We start from the raw sequence: 16,195 nt of genomic DNA on the forward strand, positions 1-16,195 counted from the left end.
TTTCAGCCGAGGAGGATGCCCCGTTCCGCGTGGAAGCGCGAGAAGGTGGACAGCGTCATCCGCACGTCGCGCCGCGTGTCCTCCGTGTCGCCGGAAGGGTTGTGGAAGCGCAGCCGCCCCGCCTCATCCACCCCGAAAACGAGGACGAGATGCCCGCCGCGCTGGGGCGGCTGCGTCTCGGGGCGGCGGATGGAGGCGTGGACGGAGGCGATGAAGAGCCGCCCGCCGGCCAGCTTGGCCGGGATGTCCTCCGTCGGCTCATCCAGCACGATGCGGGCGGGGATGCCGCGCTCTTGGAGGAAGGACACGGCGCCGGCATAGATCAGCCCGTGGATCGCCTCGCCCTCGACCACGTAGCCGCCGCGAGCCTGCACGGCGCGGCGCAGATCGTGGATGCGGTGCGCTTCGCCCCGCGTGGCGAGGGCCATCTTCAGGCAGGCCATGCCGCAGAGATGAGAGGCCCAGGTGGCGTATTCCGTGGCGCTATCCGCTCCGGATCCGGTCCAGTGCGGGTCGGTCGCCGCGTCCCGCCCGGCCAGGAAATCCGCCACCAGCGTGGCGGATTCCCATTGCGCGAAGAAGGGCGGCGTCACGCCCGGTCGTTGAGGTGGCAGGCCGAGAAATGGCCTGGCGCGATCTCCTTCAGCGCCGGCACCTCTACCTTGCAGCGCTCATGCGCGTGCGGGCAGCGGGGGTGGAAGTGGCAGCCGCTCGGCGGGTTGAGCGGGGACGGGATCTCGCCCTGCACCGTGGTGAAGGCGCGCTTGCGCGCCTCGATCCGCGGCACGGCCGAAAGGAGGGAAACGGTGTAGGGATGGTTCGCGCGGGCGAAGACCTGTTCCGCCGGCGCCTGCTCCACGACGCGGCCCAGATACATGATCACCACGCGGTCGGAGAGATGCTCCACCACGCTGAGGTCGTGCGAGATGAACAGGTAGGTGAGGTCCAGCTCCTGCCGCAGCCGCATGAACAGGTTGAGGATCTGCGCCTGGATCGACACGTCCAGCGCCGCCACCGCCTCGTCGCAGACGATGAACTCGGGCTTTACGGCGAGGGCGCGGGCAATGCCGATGCGCTGGCGCTGCCCGCCGGAGAACTGGTGCGGGTAGCGCTTCTTGAAGGCCGGATCGAGGCCGGCGCGGCGCATCTGCTCGTCCACGTAGGTGTCGAAGCCGCGCGCCGGGACCAGGCCGTGGAACTGCGGGGCCTCGCCGACGATGTCCTCGACGCGCATGCGCGGGTTGAGCGACGCGTAGGGATCCTGGAAGATCATCTGCGTGCGCAGCTTGGCCTCGCGCGCTTCCGCCGGGTTCAGGCTCCGCACGTCCTGTCCGCGCCACAGCACCGTGCCCTCCGAGGGAGGCATGATGCCCGCCACCATTCGGCCGAGGGTGGACTTGCCGCAGCCGGACTCGCCGACGAGGCCGACCACCTCGCCCTTGCGGATGGACAGGTTCACGCGATCCACCGCGTGCACCGTCTCCTCCCGCACCGGGGCGCCGAGGCGCTTCGCCAGCTTGCCGGCGAAGTCGAGCTTCTTCTCGAAGCGGCGCGACAGGTTGCGCAGTTCGATGATCGGGGTGTCGGCCGCCACGGTGGCGGACTGCTGGTCGAGGACGGCGCTCATGCCGCGACCTCCTCCAGATGGGGGTGGAAGCAGCGGGCGCGCTGCCCGGGACGCAAGTCGAACAGCGCCGGCTCCTGCAGGCACACCTCGTCGGCGCGGGCGCAGCGGGAGCGGAAGGCGCAGCCGGCGGGCAGCTTCAGGAGCGAGGGCGTCATGCCCGGGATCTGCCGCAGCGGCTCCCCGCGCTTGTTGCGCGAGGGGACGGAGCCGATCAGCCCGACCGTGTAGGGGTGCAGCGGCGCGTCGAGCACGGCGGAAACCTCGCCTTCCTCCACGATGCGGCCCGCGTACATGACGGCGATGTCGTCGGCGAGGCCGGCGACGACCGAAAGGTCATGGGTGATCCAGATCAGCGAGGTGCCCGTGGTGGCGGCCAGCTTCTGCACCTCGGCCAGGATCTGGCCCTGGATGGTGACGTCCAGCGCCGTGGTCGGCTCGTCCGCGATGATGAGTTCGGGGCGGTGCAGCAGTGCGATGGCGATGGCGACGCGCTGGCGCATCCCGCCGGAGAACTGGTGCGGATAGGATTTGAGCCGCTCGTCGGGGGAGGGGATGCCGACCATGCCCAGAGCGTCCCGGGCGCGCTGGCGGGCGGTCTCGCGGTCCACCTTCTCGTGCGCCAGCACCGTCTCGATCATCTGCGTGTCCACGCGCAGGACCGGATTGAGCGTCATCATCGGGTCCTGGAAGATCATGGCGATGCGGTTGCCGCGAAGCTGCCGCATCTCCTCCTCGCTGATCTTCGCCAGGTTCCGTCCCTGGTACAGGATCTGCCCGCCCACGACCCGGCCCGGCGCGTCCACGAGGCCGATGATCGAGAAGCCGGTGACGGACTTGCCCGAGCCGGACTCGCCGACAAGGCCGAGCACCTTGCCGCGGCCCACGGTGAAGGACACCCCGTCCACGGCCTTCACGACCCCGGCCCGGGTGAAGAAGTGAGTCTGGAGGTCGCGGACCTCGAGGGTGGCGGTCATCTTACTTCTTGAGCCTTGGGTTCAGCACGTCGCGCAGATGGTCGCCCATCAGGTTGATGGAGACGATGGTCACCAGCAGCGCGACGCCGGGATAGAAGGAGATCCAGTACTTGCCCGACAGCATGTACTCGTAGCCGTTCGCGATCAGCAGGCCGAGCGAGGGCTCGGTGATCGGCACGCCGAGGCCGAGGAAGGACAGCGTCGCCTCCAGCGCGATGGCGCGGGCCACCTGGATGGTGCCCACCACGATCAGCGGCGGCAGGCAATTGGGCAGGAGGTGGCGGAACAGGATGCGCCGCGTCGGCAGGGCGAGGCACTGCGCCGCCTCGATGTACTCGCGCCGCCGCTCGACCAGGGCGGAGCCGCGCACCGTGCGGGCGTAGTAGGCCCATTCGACGATCACCAGCGCGATGACGACGTTCATGATGCCCTTGCCGAGGAAGGCCAGGATCATCAGCGCCGCCAGGATGGTCGGGAAGGAAAGCTGCAGGTCCACGAGGCGCATGATCACCGTGTCGGTGCGCCCGCCCGCATAGGCCGCGAGCAACCCGAGCGAGGCGCCGACGAGGCAGGCGATCAACGCCGAGCCGGCACCCACGGTCAGCGAGATCCGCAGCCCATACATGATGCCGGAGAGCATGTCGCGCCCCTGGTCATCGGTGCCGAGCCAATGGGTGATGCCGCTGCCGCCGACCTCGCCGGGCTCGAGCCGCCCGTCCATGATGTCGATCTGGCCGAGGTCGTAGGGGTTCTGCGGCGCGATCCAAGGCGCCAGCAGCGCGACCACGACGATGATCGAGAAGACCAGCAGCCCGCCCACGGCGATCTTGCTCGCCATGAACTCGGACACGAAGCGCCGGAAGGGGGTTTCTTCCTTTGGCGCAACGGGCGCCTTGTCGAGCGTGACGTCGCTCATGCCTGGCCCTCCAGACGGACCCGCGGATCGAGGACGGAGTAGAGGATGTCCACGATGAGGTTGATGACGATGAACATGAGGACGATGATCATCAGGTAGGCGACGATCACCGGTCGGTCGAGCACGTTGATGCTGTCGATGATCAGCTTGCCCATGCCCGGCCAGGCGAAGACGCTTTCCGTCACGACGGAAAAGGCGATGGTCGAGCCAAGCTCCAGCCCGACCACGGTGACGACCGGGATCAGGATGTTCTTGAACACGTGCACGTAGGTCACGCGCGCCGGGGACAGGCCCTTGGCACGGGCGAACTTCACGTAGTCCATCAGCATCGTTTCCCGCACGCCGGAGCGGGTGAGGCGGATGACGAGGCTGATCTTGAACAGGGCGAGGTTGATCGCTGGCAGCAGCAGGTGCGACAGGCCGTTCGCGGTGAGGAAGGACCAGCCCCACAACGTCTCGCCCCGCCCGGTGGAGGGCAGCCATCCGAGCTGAACGGCGAAGACCATGATCAGCATCAGCCCGACCCAGAAGGTGGGAAGGGAGAAGCCGAGGATGGACCCGGCCATGATCACCTTCGCCCCCGGGCTGTCGGGCTTCAGCCCGGCATAGAGGCCGAGTGGAAGCCCGATGAGGATGGAGATGAACATGGCGCCGAAGGCCAGCTCCAGCGTCGCAGGCATCTTCTGCAGGATGAGCTGCAGCGCAGGCTCGCTGAACACGAAGGAACGGCCAAGGTCGCCCTGGAGGGCGTTCTTCACGAAGACCAGGTATTGCTGCCACAGCGGCAGGTCCAGGCCGAGGGCGCGGATCGCGCGCTCCCGCTCGAACTGGTCGGCATCGGGGGAGATCAGGATCTCCACCGGATCACCCACGGCATAGACGCCGACGAAGACGATCACGCTCATGGCGACCAGGACGAGGAGCGACTGGAACAGCCGCCGCAGCAGGTAGACGGTCATCGTGCGGGCTTCACGTCCTGTGCGCGCGTCAGCTCATCCGCACGCGAATCGTGGCGAAGGTGGTTACGCATGGCCCAGATATTGGTCTGGATATGCAGGGGGATGATCGCGACATCCTCCAGTGCCATGCGCTGGGCGCGGATCAGGATCTGCTCGCGCTCGCCGTCGTTGATGGTGCCCAGGGCCTGGATCAGCAGCGCGTCCACCTCGGGGTTGGAATAACGGCCCCGGTTGGAGGCGCCCCAGCCGCGGTCGCGGTTGAAGGTGGCGATGAGGTTGCGAAGCGGATGCGACCCTTCGGGGTTCGAGCCCCAGCCGATGAGGAAGGCGCTGAACTCCTGCCGCCCGGCGCGGGCGACGAAGGTGGTCCAGGGCTGCGCCTCGACGGCGGTGCGCACGCCGATGCGGGTCCACATCTGGCCGATGGCCTGGATGATGCGCCCGTCATTCGGGTAGCGGTCATTCGGCCCGTGCAGGGTAATGCGGAAGCCCTGCGGGAATCCGGCCTCGGCCAGCAGGCGGCGGGCGCCCTCGGCGTCGAAGCGCGGCGCCGGGAGGTCCGGCACGTAGGAGAAGATGCCGGGAGGGAAGAACTGGCCGGACGGCGTCGCGGCGCCTTCCATCACCCGGTCCACGATGGCCTGGCGGTCGATGGCCATGGACAGGGCGCGGCGCACCCGCAGGTCCCGCAGCGGGTTCCGCGGCAGGGGCTGGCCGTTGTTGTCCGTGACGAAGGGCGAGGCCTCCTCACGCGGGTGGTCCAGCGAGAGGTAGATGATCCGCAGCCCCGTCACCTCGCTCATGTACAGGCGGTCGTCGCGGCGCAGCCGGGCGAGGTCGGCGGTGGGGACCTGGTCGATGAACTCCACGTCGCCGGCCAGCAGCGCCGCGGTGCGGGCGCTGTCGTTCACGATCATGCGGTAGTTCACGCGCTGCCAGTGCGGCTTGTCGCCGAAATACTCGTCGTTGCGCTCGAACTCGATCCGGTCGCCTAGGCGGTGGGAAACGACGCGGAACGGCCCGGTGCCGACGGCGGCGCGGCCGGCGTTGAAATCCTCGGTCGTCGCGTTCTCGTGCGTCTCGCGGTCGAGGATGTAGACGTTGGTCATGTCCTGCGGGAGCAGGGGGTAGGGGCCGTCGGTCCGCAGGCGGATCGTGTGGCTGTCCACGACCTGGACTTCCCGGATCGGGCGCACGAAGGCCGCGAAGGAGGAGGGGGAGTTCGGCACGTTGGGAACGCGCCTGAACGTGAAGGCCACGTCCTCGGCGGTGAACTCGTTGCCGTTGTGGAAGCGCACGCCGCGGCGCAGCTTGAACTCCCAGGTATCCGGCGCGACGGTGGACCAGCTTTCCGCGAGGCCGGGCACCTGGCGGGCTTGGCCATCCGTGTTCACCAGCCGATCGAACACCATCGCCGCGACGGCGTTGTTGGGCGAAAGCTGGTGGAAATGCGGGTCGAGCGACGTTACCGGCGCGCCGACCGCCATGGTCAGAGTTTGCGCCGTCGCCGGCGCCGAAAGCCCGATCGCGCCAGCCAAGGCCAGCGCCACGCCCTTCCAAGCCATTATCTTCTCTCCAGAAAGCCCCCGGAAGCGACGGCTCATAGCAGCATCGCTCCTCCGGGCGCCAGATGGTCGGTCCTTGTGTGCCAATTGTGGGAGGCTTGCTGCCCATGCGCGACAACCTTCTCAATTCGCGCAGCGTTCGAAAGGGGAAAAGGTGCTAGAACCCCTGCATGTCCGAACTGCCCAACGTACCCGCCGCCGCGCCGGAGGACCGGCCGCAAGCCCGGCGGGCCGCGCCGAAACCCGCGACGGCCAAGCGCCGCAGCGTCGGGCTGTTCGGCGGCTTCGTCCGCTTCACGGTGGTCGTGGCCGTCGTCGCCCTGGTCGGCGCCGGGGTGGCCGCCTTTGGCCTGTACCGATCCATCGCGGCCGACCTGCCCGACTATCGCTGGCTCGCGGATTACCACCCGCCGCAGATGAGCCGCATCTACGCGGCCGATTCCCGCCTGATGGCCGAGCTGGCGGCGGAGCGCCGCGTCTTCGTGCCGATCGAGGCCATCCCGCCCCGCCTCCAGCAGGCCTTCATCTCCGCCGAGGACCAGCGTTTCCGCGAGCATCGCGGCATCGACCCGATGGGCATGATGCGCGCCGGGCTGTTCTTCGCGCAGAATTACGGCTCCGGACGGCGCATGCAGGGCGCCTCCACCATCACCCAGCAGGTCGCGAAGAACATGCTGGTCGGCAGCGACCGCACCGTTCTCCGCAAGGCGCGCGAGGCGATCCTGGCACTGCGCATCGAGCAGGCGCTGAGCAAGGACCGCATCCTGGAGATCTACCTGAACGAGATCTTCCTGGGCGCGCAGGCCTATGGCGTCGCCGCCGCCGCCCAGGCCTATTTCAACAAGTCCCTGGATGAGCTGACGGTGGGCGAGACGGCCTTCCTCGCCGCCCTGCCCAAGGGGCCGAACAACTACAATCCGCTGCGCTACCCCGACGCCGCGCGCATCCGCCGCGACTGGGTGCTGGACCGCATGGGCGAGGACGGCGTCCTCGCGGCGGAGGAGGTGGCCGCGGCCAAGGCCGAGCCCATCGTCGCTCGCCCGGTGCGCCGCCCCGAGGTCGTGCCCGTCGGCGGCCACTACACGGAGGAGGTGCGGCGCGAACTCCTCCAGCGCTTCGGCGCGGAGCAGACCCAGGGCGGTGGCCTCGTGGTCCGCACCTCGCTCGACCCCGTGCTCCAGGCGGCGACGGAAAATGCGCTGCGCCAGGGGCTGCTGTCCTATGACCGGCGCCGCGGCGGCTGGCGCGGCCCGGTGGCGCGCATCGCGCACGGGGCGACCGAATGGCTGCCGGCGCTGGACGCGCTGCCGCCCACGCCGGGCCTCCTGCCCGAATGGCGCCGCGCCGTGGTGCTGGAAGTGCGGCCCAACGAGGCCCGGCTCGGCTGGGTGGTGCGCTCGGGGCCGCGCGCGCCTGCCGAGGCCCGCACCGGCACGCTGCCTTTCAGCGACCTTTCCTGGGCGCGGCCCGTCACGCCCGGCCGCCCCGGCGAGGCGCACCGCCTCGGCCCCGCGCCGCGTCGGATGAGCGACATCGTCGCCCCTGGCGACGTGGTGCTGGTGGAGGTCGAGCCGGCCCGCCCCGCCGAGGGACGGACGCCCGCCCGGCCGGAGCGCCTTGCACTGCGCCAGGTGCCCGAGGTGGAGGGTGCGGTGGTCGCCCTGGATCCGAACACCGGGCGCGTGCTGGCGCTGGCGGGCGGCTGGAGCTTCGACCGCTCGCAGTTCAACCGCGCCACCCAGGCGCTGCGCCAGCCCGGCTCTTCCTTCAAGCCCTTCGTCTACCTGCCGGCGCTGGAGGCGGGCATCCCGCCCAACCAGCGCTTCCTGGATGCGCCGGTCGAGGTGGCGACGCCGCAAGGCATCTGGCGCCCGGCCAATTACAGCGGCAACACCAACGGCTACGTCACCATCCGCAACGCGATGGAGCGTTCGCTCAACCTCGTCACCGTGCGCATCGCGCAGGAGGTGGGGATGGACAAGGTCAGCGAGACGGCGGCGCGCTTCGGCGTGATCGAGAACATGCCGCGCTACCTCGCCATGAGCCTGGGCGCAGGCGAGACCACGGTGCTGCGCCAGGCTGCAGCCTATGCCGCCTTCGTCAATGGCGGCCGGCGGGTCGAGCCGTCCTTTATCGACAGCGTACAGGACCAGCGTGGCCGGGTCGTGTGGCGCAACGCGGCGCGCGGCTGCGAGGGCTGCGTGAGCGGGCCGGAGGCCGGCCCGCCGCGCGTCACCGACAACCGCCGGCAGATCGCCGATCCGATCGCCACCTATCAGATGGTGAGCATTCTCCAGGGCGCGGCGCAGAATGGCACCGGCACCCGCGCCGCCCAGGGACTCAACCGCCCGGTGGCCGGCAAGACCGGCACCACGGATGACTACCGCGACAACTGGTTCGTCGGCTTCACCCCGGACATCGTGGTGGCGGTCTGGCTGGGCTATGACGAGCCGCGCTCCCTGGGCAGCGGGGAGACCGGCGGCAACAACGCTGCGCCCATCTTCCGCGACGTGGTGGCGGCGGCGCTGCGCGACAGCCCGGCCGTGCCCTTCCGCGCCCCGCCCGGCGTCGCCCTGGTGCGCGTGAACACCGATGGCGGCCGCACCATCATGGAGGCGTTCCGCCCCGGCACGGAGAACAGCGCCAGCGCGCCGATCGGCGGCATGGCGCCGTCCACAAGCAGCGCGGCGGCGGCGCAGCAGGTGGACACCGGATTGGGCGGGCTGTATTGAGCGCATCCCATGCGTGCTGACGCCCAATCGCTGCAAGAGCAGATCACCGCTTCGGTGTCCCTGCTGAGGAGGCATCTTTGACTGGGATGCCGCCACCGCCCGCCTCGCGGAGCTGAACGCCCGCGCCGAGGACCCCGACCTGTGGAACAAGGCCGACGAGGCGCAGCGCGTGATGCGCGAGCGCAACCGGCTGAGCGACCAGGTCGAGGGCGTCCAGAAGCTGGAGCGCGAGGTGGCCGACGCCTTCGAGCTGATCGAGATGGCGGAGGCCGAGGGCGACGAGGCGACGGTGGAGGCCGCCATTGCCGACCTTCACCGGTATGCTGCCGAAGCGAAGCGGCGCGAGATCGAGAGCCTGCTTTCCGGCGAGGCCGACTCGAACGACGCGTACCTCGAAGTCAACGCCGGCGCCGGCGGCACCGAGGCCCAGGACTGGGCCGAGATGCTGCTGCGCATGTACATGCGCTGGGCCGAGGCGCGCGGCTACAAGGTGACCCTGACCGAACAGTCGGATGGCGAGCAGGCTGGCATCAAGAGCGCGACTCTCCAGGTTACGGGTCCGAACGCCTATGGCTGGCTGAAGACGGAAACCGGCGTGCATCGCCTCGTCCGCATCAGCCCCTTCGACGCGGCGGCGCGGCGGCAGACCAGCTTCGCCTCGGTCTATTGCTACCCGGTGGTCGACGACAAGATCGAGATCGAGGTCAACCCGGCCGACCTGAAGACCGACACGTTCCGCGCTTCCGGCGCCGGCGGGCAGCACGTCAACAAGACGGAGTCGGGCGTGCGCTTCACGCATATCCCGACCGGCATCGTCGCCGCCTCGACCCAGGACCGCTCGCAGCATCGCAACCGCGAGATCGCCATGAACATGCTGAAGGCCCGGCTCTACGAGCTGGAGCTGAAGAAGCGCGAGGCGATCAACGACGCGACCGAGGCCGGCAAGACCGATATCGGCTGGGGCCACCAGATCCGCTCCTACGTGCTGCAGCCCTATCAGCTGGTGAAGGACCTTCGGACCGGCGTGGAGAAGGGCAATCCCGCCGCCGTGCTGGACGGGGAGCTGGATGAGTTCATGGCCGCCGCCCTCGCGCAGCGCGTCGGCGCCACACGCTCCGAGGCAAGCGCTTCCGCCCGCTGATGGAATGGCGCCAGGCCCCCGCGCGGCTGGAGCCGGGGCGGCGCCTCTATGCCATCGGCGATTCCCATGGCTGCGCTTCCCGGCTGCGCGCCCTGCATGAGCGGATCGTGCGGGACCTGACGGCGCGGCCCTGCGGCGACGCGGTCCTGGTGCATCTGGGCGACTTCATCGATCGCGGGCCGGACAGCGCCGGCTGCCTGGACGCCGCGATGGGCTTCTCCGCCTGCCCGGTCGTCAACCTCATGGGCAATCACGAGGAAACGGCGAATGCGGCGCTGGATGGGGCGGGGCATGCCTGCACCGACTGGCTCTACACCGGCGGGCGCGAGGCGCTGGCAAGCTGGGGCATCAACAGCCTGTCGCCGCGCGAAAGCTGGGCCGCCGGCATCCCGCAGCGGCACCGCGACTTCATGGCGCGGCTGGCGCTGTGGCACCGCGTCGGACCGTATTTCCTGGTCCATGCCGGGATCCGCCCCGGCATTGCGCTCCATTCCCAGGCGCGCGAGGACCTGCTTTGCATCCGCCGCGCCTTCCTGGACAGCGAGGCCGATCACGGCGCCGTGATCGTGCACGGCCACACCCCGACGCGCGACCGCGTGCCGGAGATGCTGGCCAACCGCATCAACCTCGATACGGGCGCGGTCTATCCCAGCGGCAGGCTTACCTGCGCGGTGCTGGAGGCGGACCGCGTCGCCTTCTGGCAGGAATAGGCGTCAGGCGGGCAGGGCGGCGCGCTGGCCCGGGGCCTTGGCCATCCAGTTCAGCACGCTGGCCATCACTCCCACCACGACCATGACGGGCCAGAACACCGCATAGGTGCCGGACATGCTGTAGAGCACCGCGCCCGAGCCGGCGCCCAGGAAGCCGCCGATCTGGTGGGAGAAGAAGCACACCCCGTACAGCGCGCCCAGGTTGCTGACCCCGAAGCGGCGCGCGATGGCCGCGCTGGTCAGCGGCACGGTGCCGAGCCAAACGAAGCCCATCACCGCCGCGAAGATCATCGTGCCCCATTCCGTCGGCGTGGCGAAGGCGAAGAGGGCGATGGAGACGGTGCGGACCATGTAGATCCAGCCCAGCGCGTTCTCCGGCTTCACCCGCGCTGAGAGCCAGCCGCAGAACCAGCTTCCGGGGATGTTGAACAGGCCGATCAGCATCAGCGCCGTCATCCCCAGCGCCGGCGGAAGGCCGCACAGCGCGATGTGCGAGGGCAGGTGGGTGGTGAGGAAGGCCAGCTGGAAGCCGCAGGCGAAGAACCCGCCGGTCAGCAGGGCGAAGTCGCGATCGGCCAGGGCATTGCGCGCCAGCGCCGGCAGGCCCGCGATGCCGGCTGGAGCGGCAGCCCCCGGGGCGCGCTGTGCCGGGCGCCACTCGATGTTGCGCGCGATGGGGATGATGACGAGGGCGGAGATGGCTAGGGTCATCAACGCGCCCGCCGCGCCAAACCAGCCGATCGCGCCGAACACGATCGGCACCATCGCCGCCTGGCCGAGCGAGCCGCCCGCCGACGCGATGCCGATGTATTCGCCGCGCTTCTCCGGCGGGGCGAGGCGGCCGATGGCGGCCAGGGCCATACCCGTGCCCGCGCTTGCGACGCCAAGGCCGGTGAACAGCCCGATGCCGATCAGCACCGTCGCGTTGGAGGGAAAGAGCGCCGGAAGACCGCAGCCCACGAGGTAGAACAGCCCGCCATAGGCCATCACGCGCCCGGCGCCATGCTTGTCCGCCATCGCGCCCGAAACGGGTTGCGCGAGGCCCCAGACGAGGTTGTGCAGCGCGACGGCCAACCCGAAGGCCCAGGGCGCGACATCATGCTCCCCGGAAAGGGGGAGGAGCAGCAGACCGAAGGTCTGCCGGATGCCCATGGCCATGGAGGAGGTGGCGGCCGCCGAGATGATGGCCACCCAAAGGGCGGTGCGCGACATGGGAAGGATGCTGCGGGACGCCCGAGCCCCCCGCAACACGCAAGAATGCCGGGCGCGTCATGCGCCCGGCGCGGGTGTCAGCTCAAGCCGCTCGACGACCCGAGGCACCGTCATTTGCAGGCATGGGAACGGCCTGCGCAGCGGCAGCGCCGATATTGCTACGGTTCAGGCCGATATCGGCCAACTCCCGGTCGGACAGGGCACGGAGCTGCCGCACCGTCTCGTGCCGATGGCGGATCGCGGCAAGGATGCGGCCGAAACCGCGGAAGAAGCCGGCGACGCGGCGCATCAGTTCCTCGTCGCGAGCACGGCGCGCCTCGGCGAGCAGGACCTCGACGCGGCGGGCGCTCGGGCTCTGGGAGATGGCGGGCATCAGCAGCGCGGCTTCGGCTGAAGTGATGCGGGAATTCATTGTCTTCGCTTTCGTTTCTGGCCCAGCGGCCTCGCCGCCGGTGCAGGCAAGATGTAGAGCGGAACCCGGCCTTGCGGTTGTGCGAAGCCCATGCGACTCCCATGCTTGGAGCGCATGTCATCCTGTGGACACATGTGTGAAGCGCAGATGAAGCATCGGCTCGACGCGTTAAGGGTGCGGTTGGAAGCGGCGGAGGTGGACGGGTTCCTCGTCCCGCGCGGCGACGAGCATCTGGGCGAATACGTCCCGCCCTCCGGCGAGCGCCTCGCCTGGATTTCCGGCTTCACCGGCAGTGCCGGGATGGCGCTCGTGCTGCGGGACCGCGCGGTGCTCTTCACCGACGGGCGCTACACCACCCAGGCCGCGTCCCAGACCGATCCGGCCTCCTGGGAGCATCGCCACCTCACGGAGGAGCCCCCGGCCGAATGGCTGAAGACCCACGCGCCCGGTGCGCGCATCGGCTATGACCCCTGGTTGCACTCGGAAGGAGGGCTGAAGCCCTTCACCGAGGCGGGCGTCACCCTGGTCCCCCTGGCGGCGAACCCGCTGGATGCGGTCTGGACCGACCGGCCCGAACTTCCCTCGGCGCCGCTGCGCGCGCATGGGGTGGAGTTTGCCGGCGAGGGGGCGGAAGCCAAGCGGACGCGCCTCGCGCGCGACCTCGGCGCCGATGCGGCGCTGCTGGCCGACTCCCATTCGGTCGCCTGGCTGCTGAACCTGCGCGGCGGCGACCTTGCCCACACGCCGATGGCGCTGGCCTTCGCCCTCCTGGACGCCGACGGCAATGCCGAGCTGTTCCTCCATGCCCCGCAGCGCGTGGACGCGGCGCTGCGGACGCATCTGGGCAATGGCGTGTCGATGGCCGACCGCGCCGCCCTGCCCGAGGCGCTGCGCCGCTTCGCGGGCAAGCGCATCCGTGTGGATGCCGACGCCACCCCGGCGCGGCTGCTCCAGCTGCTGCGCGAGGCGGGGGCGGAACTCGTGCTGGGGGATGATCCGTGCCGCCTGCCGCGCGCCTGCAAGAACGAGGTGGAGCAGGAGGGGGCGCGGGCGGCGCAGCGCAAGGATGCGGTGGCCCTGTCGCGGTTCCTGGCCTGGATGGCGCGCGAGGCGCCGAAGGGCGGATCGACGGAGGTGGCGGCCGCCGCCCAGCTCCTCGCCTTCCGGAAGGAGGTACCTGGCTTCGCCGGGGAAAGCTTCCCGGCCATCAGCGGCGCGGGCGAGAACGGCGCCATCGTCCATTACCGCGCCACGCCGGAAACCGACCGGCCGATCCGCGCCGACGAATGCTACCTGATCGACAGCGGCGGCCAGTATCCGGAAGGGACCACCGACGTCACCCGCACCCTCTGGACCGGCCCCGGCCCGGCGCCGGAGGAGCTGCGCGCCCGCTACACCGCCGTGCTGCGCGGCCACATCGCCTTGGCGACGCTGCGATTCCCCGAGGGCGTGGCCGGGCCGCATATCGACGCCATCGCACGGCGGCCGCTTTGGGATCTCGGCCTGGATTTCGACCATGGCACCGGGCACGGCATCGGCGCCTTCCTGTCGGTGCATGAGGGACCGGTCAGCATCTCGCGCGCCGCCAAGCCGATCCCGGTGCGGCCGGGCATGATCCTGTCGGACGAGCCGGGCTTCTACCTCCCTGGCGCCTATGGCATCCGCATCGAGAACCTGCTCCTGGCGCGCGAGGCGCCGCGCCGCCCGGGCCAGCGCAAGAGCTTCCTCGAGTTCGAGACGCTGACCCTCGCCCCCTATGCGCGCGCCCTCGTCGTCCCGGCGATGCTGACGGAGGCGGAGCGCGACTGGGTGGATGCTTATCATGCGCGGGTGCTGCGCGAGGTCGGGCCGGCCCTGGCTGAAGCGGACCGCGCCTGGCTGGAAGGGGAATGCGCAAAGCTGGGCTGAACCGCCCTCAGCCCGGCGCGGCGACCACCACGTCGCGGACCAGCCCCCGCTCGACCAAGCGCCGCACGGTCAGCGACACCTCGCTGAGCGCCACCTTCGAGCCGCGTGGGAGGATGTGCGCAGCCTCCTCCCGCTCGAGGATCTTCTTCAGGACGAAGCAGCGCTGCCAGACATGCAGCGCGGCGCGAAGCTCCTCGAACATGTGGAAGTTCCAGATCCGCAGCGGCGCGACGCCGCGCGGATACATGCGCTCCGCATCCTCCAGCAGGCGGGCGGCCGCGGCGTGTTCGTCCGCGTCATGCGCCAGCAGCCCGGCGACCATCGTGGCGATGCCGAGGTTGGACAGGAATTGCGGCCAGGTTTCCAGCCGGTCGGCAAAGCCCGTGACCGCCGTGAACTCGGCTCGCGCGCGGGAGGAATCGCCCCAGGCCAGCGCGGCATAGCCGGCGGCGAGATGCGTGGACGTCACCCATCGCAGCCTCGTGCCCGTGGCCTCCGCTCCCAGCCCGGCCTGCTCCTCCTGCCAGAGGGTCATCAGCCGCTCGGCCTCCTCGCGACGGAAGCTGCCCTCCTCGATGGCGCGATAGAGGGCGACGATCGTGCCGGCGAGGCGGAACTCCACGTCATCACCGGCGATCCTCAATGCCCGCGCGGCCCCATGGGCCTGCAGCAGCGGGTCGTTCACCCGGAAGGCTGGATTCTGGAACAGGAGCTGGAAGGACTTGAAGTCCTCGAAGCGGAAGAAGCGGAACAGCGCCTCCTCCAGCGCCGGCGTGGGGGGAAGGAGAAGGCGGTCCCCATCGGCCCAAAGAGCGGAGAGCGCGGCGGAGGACCAGTCCTCGTGCGGGTCGAAGGGAATGCCGACATGCGTCTGGAAGCCGATGGCATGCCCATGCGCTTCCGGTCCCTGAGGAGGGATCTGGATCTGCACCCGATGGCGGTCCCAGCCGAGCTCGAAGGCGACGGGCGGCGTTCCATCCTCCCGCCGCGCCCAACCCGCGAGGGTCAGGCCCTCGCGGCTGATCTCCAGCCTTTCCCAGGCGCCTAAGCGCGCCGCGTTCGGCGGGATGGCCCCGCCGGACGCCTCACCCACCCGCTACCTCAAGCCTGACGTCCACGTTGCCGCGGGTCGCGTGGCTGTAGGGACAGATCTTCTCGTGCGCCTCATTGGCGATGGCCTGAAGCTCGGCCGTCGGCATGGAAGGGTCTTCCACATGCAGCACGACGGACAGGCCGAACCCGCCGCCCTCGCGCGGGCCGATGGTGACGGCGGCGGTCACCTTCGCGTTCTTGGCGCTCTTCTTCTGCTGGCCGGCGACGAAATCCATCGCGCCGGCGAAGCAGGCCGCGTAGCCGGCTGCGAAGAGGTGCTCGGGGGTCGAGGTGCCTTCCTTGCCGGGACCACCCATGGCCTTGGGCACGGAGAGGGTCGCCTCGATGCTGCCGTCCTCGGCGCGCGTCGTGCCGTTTCGGCCGCCCTGCGCGGTGGCCTTGGCGGTGAAGAGCGGGGTGATCTTGTCCATAGGGGGGTTCCTCTAGAAGCCCCCCAGCCTAGCGGGGCGCGGGGGTGGTTTGGTAGGGGACCACCGCCAGGGCGTTGTGCGGCGACCCCTCCACCAGCCGGGTGGACCAGGCGAGGTAGACCAAGGCGCCATTCGCCTCGTCCACGAAGCGATGGACGCGCGTTTCCTTGAAGAACAGGCTGGTGGATGCCTCCCAGATCTGCTCCCCCCGCTCGCCGCGCCGGACGTTCTCCGGCAGCGTGATGGGTCCCGTGGCGAGGCAGGACAGGGCGAAGCGCGCCGGATCCTCCGCCAGCCCGACCATGCCCGACAGCCCCCCGGTCCGCGCCTGGGAGACGTAGCAGGACACGCCGGGGATCGCAGGGTCGCCGAAGCGCTCCACCACCACCTGATGCGACCGCGTCAGGCCGAGATTGGTGAGGGCCGTGTTCACCCGGCCGATTCGGGTCGTGTCCTCCGCCGCAGCGGGGGCGGCAAGGAGGAGGAGGGGCAGGAGAAGAGCGCGCATGCGGCGTG

15 protein-coding genes are annotated in these 16,195 nt (G+C 70.0%); 4 read left to right on the top strand and 11 right to left on the bottom strand.

What is annotated here, in order from left to right; genetic code table 11:
* Positions 1–2: 2 nt before the first annotated feature.
* The 6 genes from OF850_RS14850 to OF850_RS14875 are packed head-to-tail and all read right to left on the bottom strand — an operon-like array spanning position 3 to position 6,041.
* Complete coding sequence (locus tag OF850_RS14850; RefSeq protein ID WP_301591055.1) at positions 3–593, bottom strand: hypothetical protein; 591 nt, start codon at positions 591–593, stop codon at positions 3–5.
* A complete protein-coding gene (locus tag OF850_RS14855; protein WP_301591056.1) occupies positions 590–1,627 on the bottom strand; it encodes an ABC transporter ATP-binding protein in 1,038 nt (345 codons plus the stop codon). Before OF850_RS14855 ends, OF850_RS14850 begins: the two co-directional genes overlap by 4 nt.
* Positions 1,624–2,601, bottom strand: coding sequence for an ABC transporter ATP-binding protein (locus OF850_RS14860; RefSeq protein ID WP_301591057.1), 978 nt, complete (start codon positions 2,599–2,601; stop codon positions 1,624–1,626). The genes OF850_RS14855 and OF850_RS14860 overlap by 4 nt, the downstream gene beginning before the upstream one ends.
* 1 nt (position 2,602) lies before the next feature.
* On the bottom strand, positions 2,603–3,517 hold the full coding sequence (locus OF850_RS14865) for an ABC transporter permease (RefSeq protein ID WP_301591058.1): 915 nt from the start codon (positions 3,515–3,517) through the stop codon (positions 2,603–2,605).
* Positions 3,514–4,476, bottom strand: a complete 963-nt coding sequence (locus OF850_RS14870; RefSeq protein ID WP_301591059.1) for an ABC transporter permease — start codon at positions 4,474–4,476, stop codon at positions 3,514–3,516. Before OF850_RS14870 ends, OF850_RS14865 begins: the two co-directional genes overlap by 4 nt.
* Complete coding sequence (locus OF850_RS14875; protein ID WP_301591060.1) at positions 4,473–6,041, bottom strand: ABC transporter substrate-binding protein; 1,569 nt, start codon at positions 6,039–6,041, stop codon at positions 4,473–4,475. The genes OF850_RS14870 and OF850_RS14875 overlap by 4 nt, the downstream gene beginning before the upstream one ends.
* A 170-nt stretch (positions 6,042–6,211) precedes the next feature.
* Between OF850_RS14875 and OF850_RS14880 the strand changes: the two genes are divergently transcribed.
* The 3 genes from OF850_RS14880 (at position 6,212) to OF850_RS14890 (ending at position 10,624) form a co-directional block, all read left to right on the top strand.
* Entirely contained in the window at positions 6,212–8,773 is a 2,562-nt protein-coding gene (locus tag OF850_RS14880; RefSeq protein WP_302474381.1) for a penicillin-binding protein 1A, read from the top strand.
* Positions 8,774–8,782: 9 nt separating this feature from the next.
* Positions 8,783–9,914 (top strand): peptide chain release factor 2 gene (prfB, locus tag OF850_RS14885; RefSeq protein ID WP_301591061.1). Its coding sequence is split into 2 segments (ribosomal slippage): positions 8,783–8,851 and positions 8,853–9,914, totalling 1,131 coding nucleotides; the frame shifts between segments, so codons are not numbered across the junction.
* Positions 9,914–10,624 (top strand): metallophosphoesterase, encoded by a 711-nt coding sequence (locus tag OF850_RS14890; protein ID WP_301591062.1) that lies wholly within the window; start codon positions 9,914–9,916, stop codon positions 10,622–10,624. Before prfB ends, OF850_RS14890 begins: the two co-directional genes overlap by 1 nt.
* 3 nt (positions 10,625–10,627) lie before the next feature.
* Here the strand turns inward: OF850_RS14890 and OF850_RS14895 are convergent, their stop codons facing one another.
* Together OF850_RS14895 and OF850_RS14900 are read right to left on the bottom strand one after the other, a co-directional pair.
* Positions 10,628–11,836, bottom strand: coding sequence for an MFS transporter (locus tag OF850_RS14895; RefSeq protein WP_301591063.1), 1,209 nt, complete (start codon positions 11,834–11,836; stop codon positions 10,628–10,630).
* Positions 11,837–11,918: 82 nt separating this feature from the next.
* Positions 11,919–12,248 carry a DUF1127 domain-containing protein gene (locus OF850_RS14900; RefSeq protein WP_301591064.1) on the bottom strand — a complete coding sequence of 110 codons (330 nt, stop codon included), beginning with the start codon at positions 12,246–12,248 and terminating at the stop codon, positions 11,919–11,921.
* A gap of 147 nt (positions 12,249–12,395) precedes the next feature.
* Between OF850_RS14900 and OF850_RS14905 the strand changes: the two genes are divergently transcribed.
* Positions 12,396–14,156, top strand: a complete 1,761-nt coding sequence (locus OF850_RS14905; protein ID WP_301591065.1) for an aminopeptidase P family protein — start codon at positions 12,396–12,398, stop codon at positions 14,154–14,156.
* 7 nt (positions 14,157–14,163) lie between these two features.
* Here the strand turns inward: OF850_RS14905 and OF850_RS14910 are convergent, their stop codons facing one another.
* Genes OF850_RS14910 through OF850_RS14920 form a run of 3 tightly spaced genes read right to left on the bottom strand, consistent with a single transcriptional unit; the run spans position 14,164 to position 16,187 of the window.
* Complete coding sequence (locus tag OF850_RS14910; protein ID WP_301591066.1) at positions 14,164–15,249, bottom strand: hypothetical protein; 1,086 nt, start codon at positions 15,247–15,249, stop codon at positions 14,164–14,166.
* Positions 15,242–15,679, bottom strand: coding sequence for an organic hydroperoxide resistance protein (locus OF850_RS14915; protein ID WP_301591067.1), 438 nt, complete (start codon positions 15,677–15,679; stop codon positions 15,242–15,244). Before OF850_RS14915 ends, OF850_RS14910 begins: the two co-directional genes overlap by 8 nt.
* Before the next feature lie 28 nt (positions 15,680–15,707).
* Entirely contained in the window at positions 15,708–16,187 is a 480-nt protein-coding gene (locus tag OF850_RS14920) for a CreA family protein (protein ID WP_301591068.1), read from the bottom strand.
* Positions 16,188–16,195: the final 8 nt, after the last annotated feature.

This window comes from Sabulicella glaciei (assembly GCF_026183895.1).
Taxonomy (GTDB): Bacteria; Pseudomonadota; Alphaproteobacteria; order Acetobacterales; family Acetobacteraceae; genus Roseococcus; species Roseococcus glaciei.

Bases quoted from the DNA above. Each gene is read 5' to 3' on its own strand.
- OF850_RS14855 (WP_301591056.1), bottom strand. From the start codon at position 1,627: ATGAGCGCCGTCCTCGACCAGCAGTCCGCCACCGTGGCGGCCGACACC.
- OF850_RS14860 (WP_301591057.1), bottom strand. From the start codon at position 2,601: ATGACCGCCACCCTCGAGGTCCGCGACCTCCAGACTCACTTCTTCACC.
- OF850_RS14865 (WP_301591058.1), bottom strand. From the start codon at position 3,517: ATGAGCGACGTCACGCTCGACAAGGCGCCCGTTGCGCCAAAGGAAGAA.
- OF850_RS14870 (WP_301591059.1), bottom strand. From the start codon at position 4,476: ATGACCGTCTACCTGCTGCGGCGGCTGTTCCAGTCGCTCCTCGTCCTG.
- OF850_RS14875 (WP_301591060.1), bottom strand. From the start codon at position 6,041: ATGGCTTGGAAGGGCGTGGCGCTGGCCTTGGCTGGCGCGATCGGGCTT.
- OF850_RS14880 (WP_302474381.1), top strand. From the start codon at position 6,212: ATGTCCGAACTGCCCAACGTACCCGCCGCCGCGCCGGAGGACCGGCCG.
- OF850_RS14890 (WP_301591062.1), top strand. From the start codon at position 9,914: ATGGAATGGCGCCAGGCCCCCGCGCGGCTGGAGCCGGGGCGGCGCCTC.
- OF850_RS14895 (WP_301591063.1), bottom strand. From the start codon at position 11,836: ATGTCGCGCACCGCCCTTTGGGTGGCCATCATCTCGGCGGCCGCCACC.
- OF850_RS14900 (WP_301591064.1), bottom strand. From the start codon at position 12,248: ATGAATTCCCGCATCACTTCAGCCGAAGCCGCGCTGCTGATGCCCGCC.
- OF850_RS14905 (WP_301591065.1), top strand. From the start codon at position 12,396: ATGAAGCATCGGCTCGACGCGTTAAGGGTGCGGTTGGAAGCGGCGGAG.
- OF850_RS14915 (WP_301591067.1), bottom strand. From the start codon at position 15,679: ATGGACAAGATCACCCCGCTCTTCACCGCCAAGGCCACCGCGCAGGGC.
- OF850_RS14920 (WP_301591068.1), bottom strand. From the start codon at position 16,187: ATGCGCGCTCTTCTCCTGCCCCTCCTCCTCCTTGCCGCCCCCGCTGCG.